Origin of the sequence: Ureibacillus massiliensis 4400831 = CIP 108448 = CCUG 49529 (assembly GCF_000772965.1) — a bacterium.
GTDB classification, from domain to species: domain Bacteria; phylum Bacillota; class Bacilli; order Bacillales_A; family Planococcaceae; genus Ureibacillus; species Ureibacillus massiliensis.
Window position 1 is genome coordinate 1 of the sequence record NZ_JPVQ01000030.1, and the last position, 16,040, is coordinate 16,040.

The following is a 16,040-nucleotide window of genomic DNA, read 5'->3' on the forward strand; positions in this document are numbered from 1 at the left end:
TTTCCAATTTTAATGTTTTTTCTGGTTGACATTTCACCACTGTGCTTTTTATTCATTATATTGATACAAATTTGGTTTTATTCTATTACTGGACAAATATGGTTTATAGTAATAAAATTCCAAATTAACATCGTTATTAATATTGTATTTTACCATAATTTTTGAATTTTCAAACTTTAGCACTTGCTTTTTACATAAATATAATATTTCGCAAAAAAGCGATTACTTATTTCGTAATCGCTTGCTACTAATTTGTTGCCACAATAGGGAAACGGGCAAATTCATGATATTTTGGCGTTTTATCTAAATGGGTTTCATAGAGTACAATTTCATTCACGTGAAATGCAAACTCATTTGTTTTTAAGAAATTTAATTTCCCTTTATCAAACGATTCTTCACCTTTCCATTTCCTCGCTATTGTAATGTGTGGTTTGAATGGTTTTTTATCTAATTGAAAGCCTATTTTTATACACATTTCGTAGATTTTTTTCTGTAATTGCTTTAAATCCTCTGATTCTTTGACACCTGCCCAAAAAATTCGCGGACTAGTTGGTGGTCCAAAGGTACCGAATTCGTTAACAGTCATTTCGAATGATATTTCTTCTGATAACACCGGACCCATCAATTCAATCACTTGTTCCAATTGATTCTTCTCTGCAAACCCTAAAAAGGCAAGAGTAATGTGATAATCTTCTCGATGCACCCATCTCGAAAATGGAAATTGTTGTTGATTCGTTTCTACCCACTCGCCAATAAATTCCTTCACTTCTTTCGGAAGCTTTACTGCCAAGAAATAATGATGATTGTCTGCCATAATTACTTTCCTTCCATAAATGATTCATCTATATATAAGTATAGCTATTTTCATCATTCACTTCTTCATCTGAATTTAACCGCTCACGATTTTCAAACCAACTGCCGCGATGAGAATCATGGAAATATACACCATTCTTTTCCAATCCTTTGATTCTCCATAAAATAGCATACCCACAATTGTCCCACCAACAACGCCAATTCCTGTCCAAATTGCATAAGCCGTTCCCATTGGAATTGTATCCATGGAGTATTGTAATAAAAATAAACTAATACAAAATCCAACAATTAATAAAACAAAAGGCTTCCAACTCTTATTCACACTTAATTGATTCATCATCGCCACTCCAAAAGTTTCAAATATACCAGCTAAAATCAACGCAATCCAATCCATTATACATTAGCCTCCTCTTTTTCTTCTTTATCCGTCTGGAGTTTTAATCCAACAACACCTATAAGCAATAGGAATATGAAGGCGATTTTGACTAAATTAATCAGCTCCCCAAAGAAGAGTATTTCTGAAATAACGGCTCCAGCAGTGCCTAATCCAACGAATACTGTATAAGCCGTTCCAGTCGGTAGCACTTGGTTTGCTGAAAGTAAAAAATAATTACAAATGATGATAGCAATAATAGTACCTATCCAGCTCCATAGATTACCTGAATGGGCTAACCCAATAATCCAAAGTACTTCAAATAAAGCAGCAAGCAGTATTTTTATCCAATGTTTATTCATTTTGAACGCCTCCCTAATTTTTACGAACAAAAAAAGCCTAAGAGATTACTAAATAAATAGTATCTCCCAGGCTTTTGTCCTTCCGTGTTACAGTTAAACTGTACGTTTTCTCTCGGACCAGACCAAATATAATTTGCGGAACCCTAGAAAACTTTTAAATATCTAATTGATTTGTATTATGGCACATGCATGTCATCTTTTCAAGAGTTGTGTCCATTTAGAATTTTTTTGTATATCACTTCTCCATTTTAAATTCCCTATCCCCTATCCTTTTAATTTGTAGGCTTCATTCGTTATGATAATAAAAGAGACTTGGTAGTTGGGGTGATAAAATGGCAAAAGATAGAGAAGAGCATGAACAGGAACCTATTAGTGAAGAGGAATTGATCGAGCTCGTCCTTGAAGCACAAAGGGAAGCCCTCGAAAAGGAGCGGCAGGCACGGCTAGAAGGAAAACCAATTAAACCAAAGCGAACTCCTCCGTTTGCGAGACTTATCGCTTGGCTGATTGCCATCACACTTACTTTTGGTTCGTTCGCTGTTATATTCGAGATTTTCTCAATCCCAGCAGTAGAGTTTTTAAAAACATCCGCGAGACTATCATCTCAAAACGATATTCAAACATACAAACAAGCAGTAGTACAGATTTCTACAGAGGAAAGCAAAGGGACAGGCTTTACGATTTCAGAAGATGGATTAATACTAACTAACGCTCATGTTATTGAAGATGCCCTCACCCTAACTGTCTATTTCCCTGAAGACGGTATTTATAAAGCAGAAGTGGTGGCTAGCTATCCGGAAATTGATACTGCCATCTTACAAGTAGAGGGAAACAATCTCCCCTATTTAACCCTTGCGGAAAACTATAAGTTTACATCAAGTGAGGCCGTTTATTTTATTGGAAATCCACTCTTTTTTTCCGGTATCGCCAATGAAGGTCATGTCCTTGGGAAAAAGCTGCTTTCTGATTGGCATGATGAAGTTTACATGATGCGAGCACCTGTTTACAGAGGAAACAGTGGTAGCCCAGTCATTAATATGAATGGCGAGGTCATCGGAGTTGTTTTTGCTACAATTGAGGATGATGAACATGGCCATGTTGGATTGTTTATTCCAGTAAACCTTATACACGAGCGAATGATCAATTAAAATTTAAAAATGTAATAATACAATAAGGAGCTGTTTCAAAAACAGGAAATAGCTCCTTATTAACCTTAAAAACAAACTAACATTATCCCATAAACTCTTTCGCCAATAGACGGTAGACTTTCAATCTCATTTCTTGGGAATGTGGAATTGTACATATCATCGCTTCATCAAAGCCGTATATTTCCTGTTCCTGTCTTAAGAAATCCCCTACTTCTTTCGCTGTTCCTACGATATTTGATTTGCGATTTTCCTGAATCCACATTTTATCCATTTCTGTTAATGGATAATCCTTGGCTTCTTCTGGCGTTAATCGTGGTGCATCCACCTGCCCTCGCATAAATAGCATCTTAGCAATATCAGCAGGTTTTGCTTCATACTCAGCTTCTTCTCTTGTTTCTCCTACAGTTACAAAATAAGAAACAACAATTTCTGGTTTTTCCATATAAACAGATGGCTTAAAGTTTGCTCGATATGCATCAAAAAACGCTTTATTCATCATACCGTTGAAGAACTGCGCATAGGAATAGCCCAGTCCCATTCTGCCAGCCTGAACAGCGCTATTCCCACTAGATCCTAATAACCAAGCAGAAGGCAATACAATATTAGAAGGACCCGCAATAGCTCTACGATAATAAGGTGCTTCTGGTGTTTCATCATTTACATATTGCAAAGCAACTTCAATTTTTTCGTATATATTATCCACTTCTGGTTGGCGTCCATCTGCTAATGCATACATCGCATAATGGTCTCCACCAGGTGCTCGCCCGATCCCAAAATCGATACGACCAGGTGCTAGAGCACTTAATGTCTTAAAATTCTCTGCAACTTTGTATGGTGAATAGTGCATAATCATCGTTCCGCCAGTTCCAACACGTATACGTTTCGTCTTAGCAGCAATATACGCAGCTGTAATTTCTGGTGAGGAGCTTGCAAAACCTTTTGTATTATGATGTTCAGCCATCCAAATTCTTTCATAGCCTAACTCTTCTGCAACAACCGCTAATTCAACAGCTTTAGCTAATGCATCTTGTGCAGTATTGCCTTTAGTGATTGGTGCTTGATCTAAAACACTTAACTTCATGATTTGAAACTCCCCTTTATAAATATTGCATGTTATGCAAACTTATTTCCTATTGCTAACTTTATTTTAACGAACAACATCACACATTATCCAATTTGCTGTTTGGAAAAAACGTACTAACAATTTTCGCAGCAATAAATTTTCGACGGGGTATTAGTAAATAAACCGACAATTCATTTTTTTATTCTAATATTTTCATCAACTTAGTTTACATAAATTCTAGTTATTTAGTCCATTTATAAACCATATAAATCAGTTTTCAACACTATACAATGAATGTTTAAGTTTTTTTAATAAAACAAATCGCATTCCTTTTAATTCGACAGTTCATTTTTCTAATATATTTTATCTGTAAACTTAATTGACAAAAATATATTGATTTGAAATTTTTATAAGTGTTATAAATAGAGTTATAGGCAACTCTCCAATTAACTAATTATTTTTTTATGAAAGTAGTATGCTAAATTCATATTCTCCCCTATATTATTTTAATTATATAACTTTTATGTAAACTACATTGACAAAAAAACTCTAATGATTACCTTATTTTAAATATTTGAGACGACAATATTTAACAGCCTCTTTTCATACATAACTATCTAAATAAAATATTAGTTTTTTCATACTATATCCGACAATTAAGAGTCTTTTCATCACAAATATCGTAAACTTAGTTGACAAAAAATAGAGAACGAATTATTATTCTCTCCCATTTTTTCACCTTTTAAAAATCAAAGCCTGCAAATATTTTCTTTAACCTTACTGCATAAACTGTCCACCAGATTATTTTTCCTTTTTCGACTTTTAATTTTATGAAACATAATTGGAAATAGTCTTTTTCCTCACCAATCTCTTTACATAATAAAAAACAAGTTCATATTGTTTGATACAGGAATTGGAATTTTTTAAAATTTAATAGAGGGATGGCATTAACTGAAAATTTAAATTTTCGAAGAGCATCCCCCGATTGCTTCATGATTTATATTCAATTAGATGATACGTAATCTTTCGAAAAGGGGTAATAGGAATGGGAAACAAAGTTCAACTTGGTAAATCGGAATTATATGTTAATCCTCTTGGTTTAGGTACAAATGCAGTTGGAGGGCATAATATATTTCCAAATACGGATGAAGAAGCTGGGAAGCATCTAGTTCGTACTGCTATTAATCATGGAATTAATTTTATCGATACCGCATTTATGTATGGTCCAGCTCGTTCAGAAGAGTTGATTGGCGAAGTAGTAAAAGAATCAGGAAAACGTTCCGAGTTAATCATTGCAACAAAAATAGGCCCTAAATTTGTCGACGGTAATATGACGATGGACAATTCTCCTGAATTTCTAAAAACGGAGACTGAAAAATCATTAAAACGTCTTCAAACAGATTATATTGATTTGCTTTATATCCACTTTCCAGACGAAAGCACACCAAAGGATGAGGCTATTGGTGCATTAAAACAATTAAAAGATGAAGGAAAAATTCGTGCAATCGGGGTTTCAAACTTTTCCTTAGACCAATTAAAAGAAGCAAATAAAGATGGTTATGTGGATGTATTACAAGGAAATTATAATTTGATTAACCGAAGTGCAGAACAAACTTACTTCCCTTATACCATAGAGAAGCAAATTTCCTTTATTCCATACTTTCCTCTTGCCTCAGGTCTGTTAACAGGAAAATATACAAAGGATACAGCAATAGATCCCGGTCGTTTGAAACAACCTCATTTCCAAGGGGAAGCATTTATCAGCAATGTCGAAAAGGTTGAACGCATTCGTGAAATCGCAAATGCCAAAGGGGCAGCGGTTGCAAATGTTGTTCTCGCATGGTATTTATCACAAAAAGCGATTGCAGCTGTAATTCCAGGTGCAAAACATTCAGAACAAGTTTTAAACAACTTAAAAACGTTAGATGTGAAGCTAACTTCTGAAGAAATCCAACGTATCGATCAGATTTTCGCTGGATAAATGCAAAAGCGAGAGGACGTTTAATAATCCTCTCGCTTTTTTATATTCCCCAATTCATTTTAAGTATATCTTTTAAAAGGGTAAGCCTTTCAGCTCCTATGTTTTGTGCAACCTTTTTTTCTATCTGATCTTTAATTTCCTCATACTTTTTAAAGCATTGTTCACCTAATTTTGTTAATTGAATGCATTTATCTCTTTTATTATGTTCTGCATTACTTATTTCAACTAGCCCTTTTGCTTCCAAGCTTTTAATATTTTTATGTGTTGCTTGTCTAGTGATCGTAACATTTTTTGTTACCATAGAAATCGTTGTCTTTTGGCCATAAATTCTCGCCATAATATACCATTCTGAATTTGAAATTTTTATATCACTATACTCTTCCCATGTATGATTTGCCATTTGTTGAAGTACGACTTGTCGTTCGCTTATTAAATTCACTATTCCAAGAGTATCAAGTGGATATTCCAACGACTTCACCTCTAATCATTATTAAATTTAATATAGTCAGCTACCTTCAATTTGTCAACCGAATTGACAATTAGCATTTTACGTGTTACAATTGAATTGTAAACTAGGTTGACAAAATATATAAAGGTGGTATCTGTATGTATAATATTGGTGATTTAATCATTTATTCGTCACATGGTATTTGTGAGATTGATGATATAACAGAAAAAACCTTCTCTGAGGAAACAAAGACCTATTATGTAATGCATCCTTTAAACAATCAACAATTAGTTATTCACATCCCTATTAATAGTAAAAAATTAAATTTAAGTGATGTTGTAGATAAAAAAACAGCAATGAAAATTATTGATTCATTTAAAAATTTAGGCGTTGAATGGATCGAAAAAAATAATCATCGAATCCATATATATTCTGAAGCGATAAAAAAAGGCGACCGATTTGAAATTGCTAAAATCGTAAACACTTTAATGGCTAAGCAAAAAGATGATGAGGCTAATGGGAAAAAACTTGGAAACCAAGATGTAAAGCTTCTGAACACTATTCAAAACAGTCTCTTCTCAGAGCTAGCACTTTCATTAAATACAACTACTGAAGATATTTATAATCAAGTCGAAAGAAATTTACAAGTACAGTAAAGAGTAAATAAAACTGCCCCTTAAAAGTGTTTATTTTTTAAGAGGCTTTTTTGCTTTTTTTTATTGTTTTAAGAACCTACATAATTGCATTTAATCGATAGGTTCTAATTTTGCTTCAATTTCTGATCTTCTGCCCTCTAAAAACGGTGGCAAATCTAGTTTAGTTCCAAGTTCTTCAATACTTGAGTCTGCTGTGAAGCCCGGTTCATCTGTGGCAATCTCAAATAAAATCCCGTTCGATTCTCTAAAGTAAAGGCTTTTGAAATAATAACGATCCACGATACCAGAAGAAGCGAACCCTCTTGCTTTTACTTTTTCCGACCAATCCTCAAGCTCTTTATCATCTTTTGCTCGTATTGCTAAATGGTGAATACTACCACGACCCGGTCTTTCTTTTGGTCCATCTAATTCTTTAACATGAATTTCTCCAAATCCTTCTCCTTCCACCGATTGGAATAAAGCTTCATTGTCGGTACGGGAAACCTCAATGTATCCGAACAGTTCTGTTAATGTAATAGATAATTTATTGAGATTTTTTACTGTCATTTCAATTGTTCCCATTCCTAAAATCTGATGTTCTATTGAAGCATCTGACCCATCCCACTTCGACCAAAATTCAGGTACTTTTTCCCCCTTACTGTCTAGTAAGACTAAACGTAACCCTTCATGATCTTCAAAAGGTAACGCTTTTCTTCCTGCATATGTTGTTACTTCTTCATGCTTTACTTGAAATTCACCAAATCGTTCTTTCCAGTAATATAAGCTCTCTTCAGAGGGAACAAACAATCCGATTTGTGTAATGGCATTTGTTCCCCGATAAGTTTTTCCCACCATCGGAATTTCAAAGAAGGTAAGTCCAGTACCCGGGCTACCTGTCAAATCCCCAAAAAACAAATGGTACATTGACGGATCATCTTGATTGACAGACACTTTTACCCTTCTTAACCCAAGAATCTTTTGATAAAAATAGTTATTTTGCTTTGCGTTCTTTGTAATCATTGATATATGGTGATGTCCTAATATTTTATTCATTTTTATCCCCACTTCTATTTCCGACCTTTTATATACCTTCACTTTACAATTTTACGATGGCAAATAGCAAGAAATATATCTCGATTTCGAGATAATTTTAATATGGAAATATTGTTGGAAATTATTACATATAATTTACAATAATGTTATTCCATTCTTTTAATGTCTGCTTAAATTTTCATTTTATGAGTCTATACGTCTATGAACTGGATTTTTCATTAATAGTGCTCTTTATTTATTACTAAAATTTTCAAATTACCTCTTTGTAATTCCAGCTGGAAAAATAGTAACATATTAGTAGGTCTTTTTATTTTAAGATAAGGAGAGTCCGCCGATGATAAATTGTGCAGTTATCGTACCCGCTCTGAATCCTACAGAAAAATTGATCGATTATGTTAAGCAATTGAAATTACAGAACATTGCTGAAATCATTGTGGTGAATGACGGTAGTGGCGAACCCTATATACATATTTTTGACACACTACATACTAGTGGGATTTGTACAGTACTTACACACGAAGTAAATCGTGGCAAGGGGCGTGCGTTGAAAACTGCCTTTCATCATTATTTAGAACACTTTTCTCATCTTGAAGGTGTTGTGACAGCAGATTCAGATGGGCAGCATGCTGTCAGCGATGTTATTCATCTTGCAAAATTACTTAAAAATAATGACCAAAAGCTTTTACTAGGAGTCCGGGATTTTGATCAAACAGAAGTCCCGATAAAAAGCTTAATGGGCAATAAATTGACAAGTTTCTTCTTTCAACTACTCTTTGCAGAAAAGCTAAAAGATACGCAAACGGGATTACGTGGCATTCCTACGAACCAATTGCCTGAAATTGCAAATTTGAAAGGTGAACGCTATGAATACGAAATACTCATGCTCATCTATGCTAGAAAGCTCAACCTCAGTATTATAGAAGTACCGATTCAAACCATTTACTTTAATAACAATTCAGGTTCCCATTATCATCCAATCTATGACTCTTTAAAAATCTTCAAAAAAATGATTACAGGCTTTGTAAAATATTTTTATACTGTTATTATTGCCGCTATTATTGACTTCTTTTGTTTCATCTCATTAAACAGCATCTTACTTGTAGAATTAGCGCCAAAAGTACGAATACTCTTTGCAACCATTTTTGCTCGAATTCTTTCAACCTCTAGTAATTTTTATATGAACAGAAAAATAAGGACTCCTTCTCAAAAAAGCTCGGGATTTTCCTATGCCTTACTTTTTCTAAGTAATATTCTCATTACCTACTTCTTGCTAACATTTACAACTTATTATTTAAATCTCAATATTATCATTGCAAAATTAAGTATCGATATCATTATCGGACTTTTGTTTTATCAAATACACCAATATTTTCTAGTGAATAAACATAAAAAAAAATCGTTAGTAGGCGATCATCATGAAAAGTAAATTTTACGGTCCCTTTGTTCGAATGATAAAAAAAACTGTTCGAATGGTAACACCCACATATTCTATTATAGATTTTAAGGTTTTTGATGACCCCGTTGTGTATATTTCACATCATCAAAATATGTTCGGCCCTTTTCATGCCCTTTTGTGGTCACCCATTCACATTCATCCATGGGTACTGCATGTATTCAGTGATCGAAAGGAATGTTACAAGCAATATTCCGAATACACTTTTTCAGAACGGGCTGGAATGAATAAAACCATTGCGAAACTTATCGCCTATCCTCTATCATTTTTTATTACTAATTTAATAAATTCTCTTCGTTCTATTTCTGTCAATAGAGGCTCACGAAAAATCATTCAGACATTTAAGGAGAGCGTAACCGTTTTACAAAAGGGAGAAGATATTATCATATTCCCTGACATCGATTATGCCGATGCCTCTTCAAAAACGAAAGCGCTCTACGAAGGATTTTTATTGATCGACAAATTTTATTTTAAATCTACTGGAAAACATATTGCCTTCGTTCCTCTTTATGTAAGTAAAAATAAAAAAACATTAATTACTAGTGAACCCATCTACTTTCAAGACGGACAAGATTTTGATCAACAAAAATCAAAGGTTCTCGAAAAAATACAGGCTTCTCTTAACCAAATGGCGAAAGACTGCGAAGATTGATGAATATACTAAATGCGAATTTTATCATTCGCATTTTTATATTGCTTACTGTTCATAAAAGTTATAATATAAGTATATTCTTATATAGTTATATATACTGTTATCCAATATATAAGCATATTATTATATATTGCAGAAGGAGAGTCACTGTGGACATTCAATATATAGAAAAACAATTAAAAGCAGTTGCAGATGCAAATCGGTTGAAGTTGTTAGCTTGTTTGAAGAAAGGTGAAGTTTGTGTTTGTGATATTGTCGATGTTTTAAATATTTCACAGCCTGCCGTAAGTCAGCATCTTCGAAAATTAAAGGAAGCTGGGATTATAGCAGAGCGCAAAGTCGGTACATGGAAACACTATCGAATTGCTGAAGAACAAACTCCTTTGATGAAGGATATTTTATTAAAAATAGAACCATTACAAACATGTGAATGTAAATCTGTCTGCTGTCCAATAGAAGGAGAAATCATTAATGAATAATCAAAAATCTTTAACAAAGCAGCTTTCATTTCTTGATCGCTATTTAACACTTTGGATATTCGTAGCTATGGGGATTGGCGTTATTCTTAGTATTACTGTTCCATCCATTGGCGGAGCACTTGAATCGATGTCCATTGGTACAACTTCTATTCCTATTGCGATTGGGCTTATCGTAATGATGTATCCTCCACTTGCAAAGGTAAAATATGAAGAAATGTGGCGTGTATTTAAAGACTGGAAAGTACTACTACTTTCTTTATTACAAAACTGGCTCCTAGGCCCTTTTTTAATGTTCTTTTTAGCGATCCTATTCCTGCACGATTATCCTGAATATATGGCGGGTCTTATTATGATTGGGCTTGCCCGTTGTATTGCGATGGTTATTGTTTGGAATGATTTAGCTCGTGGGGATCGTGAATATGTTGCAGGACTTGTTGCTTTCAACTCGATTTTCCAAATTGTCACATATTCATTTTTCGCTTACTTTTTCTTAAATGTGTTACCAGGTTGGTTTGGTTTAACTAACTTCAACATTACTATTTCAATGTGGGAAATTGCTCAAAGCGTACTTATCTACCTTGGCTTACCGTTTGTTGCAGGTTTTTTAACTCGATACTTAGGTATGAAATTTGGCGGGAAACAATGGTATGAAGAAAAATTCTTAACAAAGATTTCCCCCCTTACTTTAATCGCATTACTTTTCACCATTGTAATGATGTTTGCGCTAAAAGGCGAGCAGCTTGTCGAATTACCATTAGATGTGGTTCGTATTGCAATTCCATTATTTATTTATTTCTTAATAATGTTTGCCGTTTCATTTTTTGCATCTCGCAAGGCGGGGGCTTCATATCCCGTAACTGCTGCCCTTTCATTTACTGCCGCAAGTAATAACTTCGAATTAGCGATTGCTGTTGCAGTTGGCGTATTTGGATTACACAGTAGTGTCGCTTTTGCAGCTGTTATCGGTCCACTTGTGGAAGTACCAGTTTTAATCGGGCTAGTTTGGGTAGCCTTACGTTGGGAAAAGAAATATTTTAGAACCCTAAATTAAATAAGCTTTTTCAAAAGCTATCAGAGGGCTTAAAATGAAAAAATGGTTAAGGAGATCTCTCATGACAGAAAAAACACTTTACTTCTTATGTACTGGTAATTCATGTCGTAGTCAAATGGCTGAAGGGTGGGCAAAAAAGCTTTTACCTTCTTCTTGGACTGTAAAAAGTGCTGGTATTGAAGCACATGGTTTAAACCCAAATGCAGTAAAAGCGATGAACGAAATTGGAATCGATATTTCGAATCATACTTCCGATTTGATCGATCCTGAAATTCTTAATAACGCTACATTGGTTGTTACACTATGTGGGGATGCAGCGGACAAATGCCCAATGACACCACCTCATGTACGTAGAGAACATTGGGGATTTCCTGACCCAGCGAAAGCTGAAGGGACTAGCGAGGAAAAATGGGCTGTGTTCCAACAAGTCCGTGATGCAATTGGTGCTCGTATTGAAAAGTTTGTAAATGAAGAATTGAAATAATTTAAAAGCATTTCCCTCATGCAAAACAGAAGGAAATGCTTTTTTCATTAAACAAAATAGGCAATTAACAAGCCAATCGATAGTAAGAAGCTAAACAATGTATTCGTAATAGCTGTGGATTTCATAGCAATTTTCATAAATTGAGGTTCTTTTGCTCCTCTTTTAAAAGCCCTAACCGCTGAAATTGGTTTTGGTAAGCTCAATAGAACAACCAATGCCCAAGGACTTAAATCACCTAACATGATCAGCACCAATATCCATAAATACGAAATAAAAAATGCATTTGCTAGAGTCATAATTGCAGTTTCTCTTCCAAGAAGAATAGCCAGTGTTTTTCTTCCACCCTTTTTATCTTCTTCAATATCCCGAATATTGTTGGCCATATTAATAGCTCCTACTAAAATGCCCACAGGAATAGAAATCATAAAGCTTAACAACGTTACTGTACCTGCTTGAATAAAATAAGCAATTAATACGAATCCTGTCCCCATTAATGCACCTGCAAATAATTCTCCAAAAGGTGTATACGCAATTGGATACGGACCACCCGTATATAAGTAACCAATTGCCATCCCAAACAATCCAACAGCTACTAACCACCAGCTACTATTTGCACAAATATAAACACCGATAATTGCAGCTAACACATATAACAAAACGGCTACTGTAATAACATTTTTTGGTTTCAATCCATGTCGAACAATACCTCCGCCAATTCCGACAGATTCTGCTGTATCTAGACCACGCTTAAAATCATAGTATTCATTAAATAAATTTGTCGCAATTTGTAAGGCTAGACATGCAACCATCATCGCAGCAAACATCAGCCAGTCGATTTGAGTATCATATAATGCAATAACAGTACCTAATATAACAGGAGCAAATGTCGCTGTTAGTGTATGCGGGCGAGTCATTTTCCACATTAATTTCGCGGAACTCATTTGTTTTTGATTTTCCATATTATTAATCAACTTCCCTACTTTTAAAATGAAATAAAATTAAATTAGGCCTTGTCTCTCCTCTATTGAACTCTTCTGAATAAACATTTTCAACAGAAATCAACGAAACTCCCTAATCGTATCTGACTATGAAATTTTTATTCACATCCATATATTATAACAAATCTCCTATAGTATAGCCTTTGAAATATTTTCATGCTATGAGGAAAAATTTCTTAATGGTATTGTTTCAAATAGAAAGCCTACAAACCAGGCTAGGATTTGTAGGCTTTATTTTACTAAATTTATCTTCGACTACTATAAACAAAAAAGTCCACCTGCATGGATTTCATGAACCCTGCTTTTTCATATAGAGAAAGAGCACGTTCATTTTCAACTTCTACATCTAACATGACAATTTTTTCACCATTTCTTAAAGTGAAATCCTTTGCCCAATTGAGCAATGCTGTTCCAATTCCTTTACCTTGTAAATCAGGATGTACCGCAAGAGCCGTTACCCACTGGACTTCTCCTTCTTTTGTCGTTGTAATCGTACCAGCAACATTGCCTTCAAAGGTTGCTACCCAAAGATTTCGTCCTTCTGTTGTTGTATTGTACTCAATTAATTCCAACGCCTCTTCCCGCAAGTCGCCAAATGCATCGATAAAAATTTCAACTAATGCATCTTTGTCTAAGTCTGTGTAGCGTCGAATAAATATCCCATCGGGCATAGTCATCATTTCCGCACCTGTTTCAAAGGTTGCCTCTGAAAAACTATATTTGAAGCCAAACTTTTCTAAAAATCTTTTTCCGTATGTTTCATTGTCTGGAGCAAGGGCTAATTCACCTTCTGCACCCCGTTCATATAAACCTTCGTGCAGCACTTTAAATAATGCCGTTCCAATTCCTATTTGACGATACATTGGCGAAACGACTAACGACCATTCATAAGTATTTAAACCAATTAAATCAGATGCACTAGCAGCACCTATTAATTGATCCTGTTCGTCATCATAAGCTAGGACAAAAAAGCCCTTAGTATTATAACTCGTTGAGGCGTTTAATTTCATCACCGTATAGTAGCTAGTTCGATCAATTTTACCTGCATCTTCACACAACTGTTTAATCTCTTCGAAGGTTTCCATATCTACAGGAAATGATTGCTTAATAATTGAAAATTTCATCGTAAGAACTCCAATTCCATATATACACTTGTCTTCATTTTAGAGATTCATATGTTTGAATGCAACCAAATGAATAAATTACTACTTTAACTAATCTCTGATACTTTCGGTTTGTTTGAGCATGTTCGCATAAACCCCACCAAGTTTTATTAATTCTTCCTGTCTTCCCACTTCTACTATTTGTCCCTCCTGCATGACAAAGACAAGGTCTGCTTGACGAACTGTATTTAATCGATGGGCAATCACAAAACTCGTTCGACCCTTCATTAATTCTTCCAATGCTTCTTGTATTTTCACTTCTGTAACCGTATCAATGCTACTAGTCGCCTCATCCAACAAAAGAATCACAGGGTTAGCAACAAAGGCTCTTGCAATGGATAATAGCTGCTTTTGGCCTTGGGAGATTTCGCTTCCATCTGCTGCTAGAACGGTATTGTACCCATCAGGTAGTTTCAAAATAAAATCATGGGCATTAGCCTTTTTACAGGCTTCTACAATTTCTTCATCGGTTGCATTTAATCTGCCATAACGAATATTTTCTAGGACAGACATTTCAAAAAGAAATGGATCCTGTAAAACAAAGGCCATTTGCTTTCTCAATGTTTCCCGTTTCAAATCCCGTACATCGATGCCATCAAATAAGACTGCCCCTTCTTTCACATCATAAAAACGTGCGAGTAATTGCATAATTGTCGTCTTCCCTGCCCCAGTTGGACCAACTAAAGCAACAGTTTGACCGGGCTCCACATGAAAGCTAACACCTTTTAACGTTTCTTGCTCTTCTGCTAATTCATATTTAAAATGAACGTCTTTAAACTCAACTTCACCCTTTAGTTTAGTATCATTTAGCGCTTTTCCAGTATCGATATCTTCAGTTTCATTCATAATAGCAAAAACACGTTCTGCACCTGCAATGGCAGAAAGAACTGTATTTATTTGATTTGCTAAGTCATTTAATGGGCGAGTAAATTGTCTAGCGAATTCTGTGAAAATAACGATGATACCAATCGTCACTAGATTATGATAGGCTAGTATACCTCCTATTCCTGCAACAATAGCAAAACTAATATTATTTAAAAAGTTCATCACCTTTGGAATGTAGCCAGAATAAGTTAACGCCCAAAATCCCGTTCTACGTAATTGATCATTTTTTTCACGAAATTCTTCTATAACACGATTTTCTTGAGAAAAAGCTTTAACGATACTTTGACCTGATATCGTTTCTTCAATCATTCCATTAAGTGCTCCAACGGCTGCTTGTTGTTCTTTAAATAGCTTCCCTGTTCTTTTAGTAATCCATCGCATTGCCATGAACATACAAGGAATAATCATCATCGTCAGCACTGTTAGAAGTGGACTTAAGTAAAGCATCACTCCTACAGTTCCGAGCAAGGTAAGTATGCTAGAAAAAACTTGAATAAAGGAAGTATTTAAAGTGGCACTGACCGTCTCAATGTCATTTGTTGCTCGACTCATTAACTCTCCGTGCTGTCGTTTATCAAAAAATGAAATAGGTAATTTCATTAAATGTTGGAAGAGCCCTGTTCTCATACGGTACACAGTCTGCTGAGAAATGCCGATCATCCAATAGTTTTGTAAAAATAAAGAGATGGACAGTATCACATATACCCCAATTAATATCATTATAAATGGCAACATTTCTTCGAAGTTCCAAGTTAAAATGTAGTGATCTATTAAATATCCAATTAATAAAGGCCCAAGTAACGACAATATGGCACTAATCATGACCATAAAAAGGACTAAAATCAATAGGTACCGTTTCTCATCTACGATTTTCCATATCTGGAGTAATGTACTTTTCCAATCACTTGCTCTAGGTCCTTTTTTCTTTTTACCTGAAGCCTTTAAAACTTCTTTTTGCAAAACAGGCTCATAACCAAATGGTTTGCGTATAAAGTTCAT

Annotated in this window: 17 protein-coding genes and 1 riboswitch; of the genes, 8 read left to right on the top strand and 9 right to left on the bottom strand. The window is 34.7% G+C overall.

Annotation, left to right across the window (positions count from 1 at the left end):
* Nucleotides 1-247 precede the first annotated feature (247 nt).
* From thpR to CD30_RS13860, 3 genes are all read right to left on the bottom strand, one after another.
* Nucleotides 248-814, bottom strand: a complete 567-nt coding sequence (thpR, locus tag CD30_RS13850; RefSeq protein ID WP_036178036.1) for an RNA 2',3'-cyclic phosphodiesterase — start codon at nt 812-814, stop codon at nt 248-250.
* 75 nt (nt 815-889) lie between these two features.
* Complete coding sequence (locus CD30_RS13855) at nt 890-1,207, bottom strand: DMT family transporter (RefSeq protein WP_036178038.1); 318 nt, start codon at nt 1,205-1,207, stop codon at nt 890-892.
* A complete protein-coding gene (locus CD30_RS13860) occupies nt 1,207-1,548 on the bottom strand; it encodes a DMT family transporter (RefSeq protein ID WP_036178040.1) in 342 nt (113 codons plus the stop codon). Before CD30_RS13860 ends, CD30_RS13855 begins: the two co-directional genes overlap by 1 nt.
* Before the next feature lie 61 nt (nt 1,549-1,609).
* A riboswitch (guanidine-I (ykkC/yxkD leader) is annotated at nt 1,610-1,706 on the bottom strand.
* Between the two features lie 174 nt (nt 1,707-1,880).
* Here CD30_RS13860 and CD30_RS13865 point away from each other — a divergent pair.
* Nucleotides 1,881-2,696: a S1C family serine protease gene (locus CD30_RS13865; RefSeq protein ID WP_036178042.1), complete on the top strand. Its 816-nt coding sequence runs from the start codon at nt 1,881-1,883 to the stop codon at nt 2,694-2,696.
* 82 nt (nt 2,697-2,778) lie between these two features.
* Here CD30_RS13865 and CD30_RS13870 read toward each other — a convergent pair whose 3' ends face one another.
* Nucleotides 2,779-3,777 carry an LLM class flavin-dependent oxidoreductase gene (locus CD30_RS13870; protein WP_036178044.1) on the bottom strand — a complete coding sequence of 333 codons (999 nt, stop codon included), beginning with the start codon at nt 3,775-3,777 and terminating at the stop codon, nt 2,779-2,781.
* 1,027 nt (nt 3,778-4,804) lie between these two features.
* On the opposite strand from CD30_RS13870, the gene CD30_RS13875 reads away from it, so the two are divergent.
* On the top strand, nt 4,805-5,740 hold the full coding sequence (locus CD30_RS13875; RefSeq protein WP_036178046.1) for an aldo/keto reductase: 936 nt from the start codon (nt 4,805-4,807) through the stop codon (nt 5,738-5,740).
* Nucleotides 5,741-5,780: 40 nt separating this feature from the next.
* Here CD30_RS13875 and CD30_RS13880 read toward each other — a convergent pair whose 3' ends face one another.
* Nucleotides 5,781-6,218: a MarR family winged helix-turn-helix transcriptional regulator gene (locus tag CD30_RS13880; protein WP_328286142.1), complete on the bottom strand. Its 438-nt coding sequence runs from the start codon at nt 6,216-6,218 to the stop codon at nt 5,781-5,783.
* A 128-nt stretch (nt 6,219-6,346) separates the two neighbouring features.
* Here CD30_RS13880 and CD30_RS13885 point away from each other — a divergent pair, with 128 nt between their 5' ends.
* Nucleotides 6,347-6,844, top strand: a complete 498-nt coding sequence (locus tag CD30_RS13885) for a CarD family transcriptional regulator (protein ID WP_036178048.1) — start codon at nt 6,347-6,349, stop codon at nt 6,842-6,844.
* Between the two features lie 90 nt (nt 6,845-6,934).
* Here the strand turns inward: CD30_RS13885 and CD30_RS13890 are convergent, their stop codons facing one another.
* Nucleotides 6,935-7,876 (bottom strand): ring-cleaving dioxygenase, encoded by a 942-nt coding sequence (locus tag CD30_RS13890; RefSeq protein ID WP_036178049.1) that lies wholly within the window; start codon nt 7,874-7,876, stop codon nt 6,935-6,937.
* 334 nt (nt 7,877-8,210) lie between these two features.
* Between CD30_RS13890 and CD30_RS13895 the strand changes: the two genes are divergently transcribed.
* The 5 genes from CD30_RS13895 (at nt 8,211) to arsC (ending at nt 11,995) form a co-directional block, all read left to right on the top strand.
* Nucleotides 8,211-9,302, top strand: coding sequence for a glycosyltransferase (locus CD30_RS13895; RefSeq protein ID WP_052126217.1), 1,092 nt, complete (start codon nt 8,211-8,213; stop codon nt 9,300-9,302).
* Nucleotides 9,292-9,981 carry a glycerol acyltransferase gene (locus tag CD30_RS13900; RefSeq protein ID WP_036178050.1) on the top strand — a complete coding sequence of 230 codons (690 nt, stop codon included), beginning with the start codon at nt 9,292-9,294 and terminating at the stop codon, nt 9,979-9,981. Before CD30_RS13895 ends, CD30_RS13900 begins: the two co-directional genes overlap by 11 nt.
* A gap of 149 nt (nt 9,982-10,130) precedes the next feature.
* Nucleotides 10,131-10,460 (top strand): ArsR/SmtB family transcription factor, encoded by a 330-nt coding sequence (locus tag CD30_RS13905; protein ID WP_036178051.1) that lies wholly within the window; start codon nt 10,131-10,133, stop codon nt 10,458-10,460.
* A complete protein-coding gene (gene arsB, locus CD30_RS13910) occupies nt 10,453-11,511 on the top strand; it encodes an ACR3 family arsenite efflux transporter (RefSeq protein WP_036178052.1) in 1,059 nt (352 codons plus the stop codon). Before CD30_RS13905 ends, arsB begins: the two co-directional genes overlap by 8 nt.
* 61 nt (nt 11,512-11,572) lie before the next feature.
* Entirely contained in the window at nt 11,573-11,995 is a 423-nt protein-coding gene (gene arsC, locus CD30_RS13915) for an arsenate reductase (thioredoxin) (protein WP_036178053.1), read from the top strand.
* Nucleotides 11,996-12,042: 47 nt separating this feature from the next.
* On the opposite strand, the gene CD30_RS13920 is transcribed toward arsC, so the two are convergent.
* The 3 genes from CD30_RS13920 to CD30_RS13930 form a co-directional block, all read right to left on the bottom strand.
* Entirely contained in the window at nt 12,043-12,954 is a 912-nt protein-coding gene (locus CD30_RS13920) for a 1,4-dihydroxy-2-naphthoate polyprenyltransferase (RefSeq protein WP_036178054.1), read from the bottom strand.
* Nucleotides 12,955-13,238: 284 nt separating this feature from the next.
* Nucleotides 13,239-14,117, bottom strand: coding sequence for a GNAT family N-acetyltransferase (locus CD30_RS13925; RefSeq protein WP_036178056.1), 879 nt, complete (start codon nt 14,115-14,117; stop codon nt 13,239-13,241).
* 90 nt (nt 14,118-14,207) lie between these two features.
* Nucleotides 14,208-16,040 (bottom strand): ABC transporter ATP-binding protein, encoded by a 1,833-nt coding sequence (locus tag CD30_RS13930; protein WP_036178058.1) that lies wholly within the window; start codon nt 16,038-16,040, stop codon nt 14,208-14,210.

What these genes read in the sequence shown, in the direction of transcription:
- thpR (WP_036178036.1), bottom strand. Translation starts at nt 814, where the DNA reads ATGGCAGACAATCATCATTATTTCTTGGCAGTAAAGCTTCCGAAAGAA.
- CD30_RS13930 (WP_036178058.1), bottom strand. Translation starts at nt 16,040, where the DNA reads ATGAACTTTATACGCAAACCATTTGGTTATGAGCCTGTTTTGCAAAAA.
- CD30_RS13890 (WP_036178049.1), bottom strand. Translation starts at nt 7,876, where the DNA reads ATGAATAAAATATTAGGACATCACCATATATCAATGATTACAAAGAAC.
- CD30_RS13855 (WP_036178038.1), bottom strand. Translation starts at nt 1,207, where the DNA reads ATGGATTGGATTGCGTTGATTTTAGCTGGTATATTTGAAACTTTTGGA.
- CD30_RS13920 (WP_036178054.1), bottom strand. Translation starts at nt 12,954, where the DNA reads ATGGAAAATCAAAAACAAATGAGTTCCGCGAAATTAATGTGGAAAATG.
- arsC (WP_036178053.1), top strand. Translation starts at nt 11,573, where the DNA reads ATGACAGAAAAAACACTTTACTTCTTATGTACTGGTAATTCATGTCGT.
- CD30_RS13900 (WP_036178050.1), top strand. Translation starts at nt 9,292, where the DNA reads ATGAAAAGTAAATTTTACGGTCCCTTTGTTCGAATGATAAAAAAAACT.
- CD30_RS13870 (WP_036178044.1), bottom strand. Translation starts at nt 3,777, where the DNA reads ATGAAGTTAAGTGTTTTAGATCAAGCACCAATCACTAAAGGCAATACT.
- CD30_RS13875 (WP_036178046.1), top strand. Translation starts at nt 4,805, where the DNA reads ATGGGAAACAAAGTTCAACTTGGTAAATCGGAATTATATGTTAATCCT.
- CD30_RS13895 (WP_052126217.1), top strand. Translation starts at nt 8,211, where the DNA reads ATGATAAATTGTGCAGTTATCGTACCCGCTCTGAATCCTACAGAAAAA.
- CD30_RS13925 (WP_036178056.1), bottom strand. Translation starts at nt 14,117, where the DNA reads ATGAAATTTTCAATTATTAAGCAATCATTTCCTGTAGATATGGAAACC.
- CD30_RS13860 (WP_036178040.1), bottom strand. Translation starts at nt 1,548, where the DNA reads ATGAATAAACATTGGATAAAAATACTGCTTGCTGCTTTATTTGAAGTA.
- arsB (WP_036178052.1), top strand. Translation starts at nt 10,453, where the DNA reads ATGAATAATCAAAAATCTTTAACAAAGCAGCTTTCATTTCTTGATCGC.
- CD30_RS13885 (WP_036178048.1), top strand. Translation starts at nt 6,347, where the DNA reads ATGTATAATATTGGTGATTTAATCATTTATTCGTCACATGGTATTTGT.
- CD30_RS13865 (WP_036178042.1), top strand. Translation starts at nt 1,881, where the DNA reads ATGGCAAAAGATAGAGAAGAGCATGAACAGGAACCTATTAGTGAAGAG.